The 2365-nt window shown below is 76.7% G+C and carries 2 protein-coding genes and 1 pseudogene; 2 read left to right on the plus strand and 1 reads right to left on the minus strand.

Annotated features, from left to right (window positions below; genetic code table 11):
* Window positions 1-536, minus strand: a pseudogene (locus tag GUY61_RS39430) (DNA-binding protein); the annotation flags it as partial.
* Between the two features lie 72 nt (window positions 537-608).
* On the opposite strand from GUY61_RS39430, the gene GUY61_RS37555 reads away from it, so the two are divergent.
* Window positions 609-1160: a GNAT family N-acetyltransferase gene (locus GUY61_RS37555; protein WP_166634762.1), complete on the plus strand. Its 552-nt coding sequence runs from the start codon at window positions 609-611 to the stop codon at window positions 1158-1160.
* Window positions 1144-2172, plus strand: coding sequence for a hypothetical protein (locus tag GUY61_RS37560; RefSeq protein WP_166634763.1), 1029 nt, complete (start codon window positions 1144-1146; stop codon window positions 2170-2172). The genes GUY61_RS37555 and GUY61_RS37560 overlap by 17 nt, the downstream gene beginning before the upstream one ends.
* Window positions 2173-2365 lie beyond the last annotated feature (193 nt).

Here is a 2365-nt window from a genome sequence, read left to right on the forward strand (position 1 = left end):
GAGGGGTGCTGGGGGGTGGGCGAGAGCAGTTCGCGTGCGGTGCGGACCAGCCGCAGTCGGTCGTCACCGCCCCACACGAGGGCCTGGTCGCGCAGTGCGCCGAGGGCGTGGGGCAGCGCCTCGGTGATCTCGGGCGTCCCGTCCCCGGCTGAATCCCCGGACGGGTCCCCGGGGGAGTCCTCCGCCGAGTCCCCGGCTGAGTCCGCGGCGCGGGTTCCGTCGCCGGTCTCGTCCGCGGCCGCGCCCCTCTCGCCGGTGAGGAGGGCGAGCAGCGTCCCGTACGGGCAGGGGTCGGGCGCCACCGCGAGCGCCTCCGCCACCTGGAGGGCGAAGGTGTCGAGCCGCTCGACGGCCCGCACGACCGAGGCACGCGTGCCCGCCCTGGTCGCCAGCTGCGTCAGATCGCCCGGCACCGGTGAGAGCAGGTCGGGGCGCGCCCTGAGCAGCGCGGCGAGTCCGTCGTCGCCACGCGCCCTCAGTTCCTCGGCGAGCGTGCGGGGCGCGGCGGCCGCGCGCGTGCTGCTCTCAGTGGTCATCCGCCCCACGGTAGCTCCTCGCGGCGCGCGGGCGCCGTGTCGCGGGACACGTGCGCCGTGCAGGATCGGCACATGCGGATGACAACTGCGCGGCTGGTGCTGCGCCCCGTCGGAGAGCGGGACGTCCCGGTGGTCTCCCGGCTGGCGACGGACCCTGAGGTACGGCGGTATCTGGGCGGGCCGGTCCCCGGGGAGCGGCTCGGGGAGCTGGAGCGGGGATGCGTGGGCCTGCCCGGGCTGTTCGCCGTCGTGCGGGCGGCGGACACTGCGGTGCTCGGCACGGTGCGGCTCGGGCGGCCAGGCGAGCGGTTCGGGCCCGGGACCGAGGTGTCGTACCAACTCCTGCCCGAGCACTGGGAGCGCGGGTACGCCGGGGAGGCCGTCGGGTGCGCCGTCGCGTGGGCACTCACCGGGGCGCACCGGGTGGTGGCGGTGACGCAGGAGGCGAACACCCGGTCGAGGCGGCTCCTGGAGACGGTCGGACTGCGCCTGGCCGACTCTTTCGAACAGTGGGGCGCGCCGCAGGTCATGTACTCCGTGGAGCGGCGGCGCGGTACCGTCGCACCAACAGCGGCAAAGGCAAGTGCACCTCCCCGGAGGGGACTTCGTGGGGATCGAGAGTGACAAGCTCGTCTACGACTATCTGAGCCGGGTCGGCGACCTGGCCCAGCAGCAGCAACTGCCCTCCGGGGAGCGGATGCGCCTCGTCGCCGAACTGCGGGGCGAGATCGACCGCCGGCGGGCCGGGGGCGGCGCGGACAATCCGGCCGCCGTCAACCGGATCCTGCGCGGCCTCGGGTCCCCGGCACAGGTCGTCGAGGCCGCGGCGGACGGCGGAGCGCAGGTTCCGGCCGCCCGGGCCGGTTCCGAGGCCGCCCCTGAAGCAGCCCCCGGCTCCGGACCCGGGCCGGAGACGCGGGCGCGGGCGCAGGCCGCGCGGCCGAGCGTGCCGCAGCAGCGCAACGGGGCCTTGCCACCGCCGGTCGTCGAGGCCGGGGACGAGGCCGCCGACGACTGGTGGAGCGTCGAGGCGAGGCCGCCCGCGCGGAGAGGAGCCGTGTTCGGGTTCACCGGCGGCATCGAGATCCCCGAGATGCTGAGGCCGCCGCGCGGTCCCGGCGAGGCGGCCGGGAACGCGGGGGCGGAGAAGGCTCCGGGGGAGGGGACGGCGCAGGGAGAGGGCACGGCGGCGGCCGCAGGCAAGCCACGCCCCTGGTGGGCGGTCCTGCGGCGTCCCCCGCAGCCGGCACCCGCACCCGCCGCGCCTCCTGCCGCGCCCGCGACGGGCAGACCCCGGTACGCCTACAATCCCGTTCTCGTCCTCGCCGCCGCGCTCCTCGTCGGTGGCGCGGTGCTCGGTTCCTGGTTCCCGCTCGCCGCCGGCTGGCTGCTCGCGTACGCATCCCGCCGCCTGACGCCCGTCGAGGCGAAGACCGCCGTCCTCGGCATCCCGGGTGCGGTCGCGGCCTGCGGAATGCTCTGGTTCTGGGGCCGTGTCAACGAACGCTGGGGCGAGCCGATCGCCGAGGACCGCCTCGGCGCCGCCGTCTCCGACGCCTGGCCCGTCCTCCTCCGCACGGCTGCCGTCGCCTCCGCCCTCTTCCTTCTGTGGCGCGCCCGCAGGAAGCGCGCCTGACGCGGACGGCCGGGTCCCGCCGGGGCACGTCCTTGCCCCGGCGGACCCGGCGCGCCCCCGCCGGTTCCTCGAGGAGCAGGAGGCGCAGCTCCTCCGTGTGACCGGCCGCCGGGCGCTCTCCTCTACGGCGGCCTCTCACCGCCGTGCTCCCTGTCGCAGCCCTCGGCCGTCGCGAGGCGTGCCGGCCGACCTC

It is taken from the genome of Streptomyces sp. GC420, from assembly GCF_009916105.1.
Taxonomy (GTDB): Bacteria; Actinomycetota; Actinomycetes; order Streptomycetales; family Streptomycetaceae; genus Streptomyces.

What these genes read in the sequence shown, in the direction of transcription:
- GUY61_RS37555 (WP_166634762.1), top strand. Translation starts at nt 609, where the DNA reads ATGCGGATGACAACTGCGCGGCTGGTGCTGCGCCCCGTCGGAGAGCGG.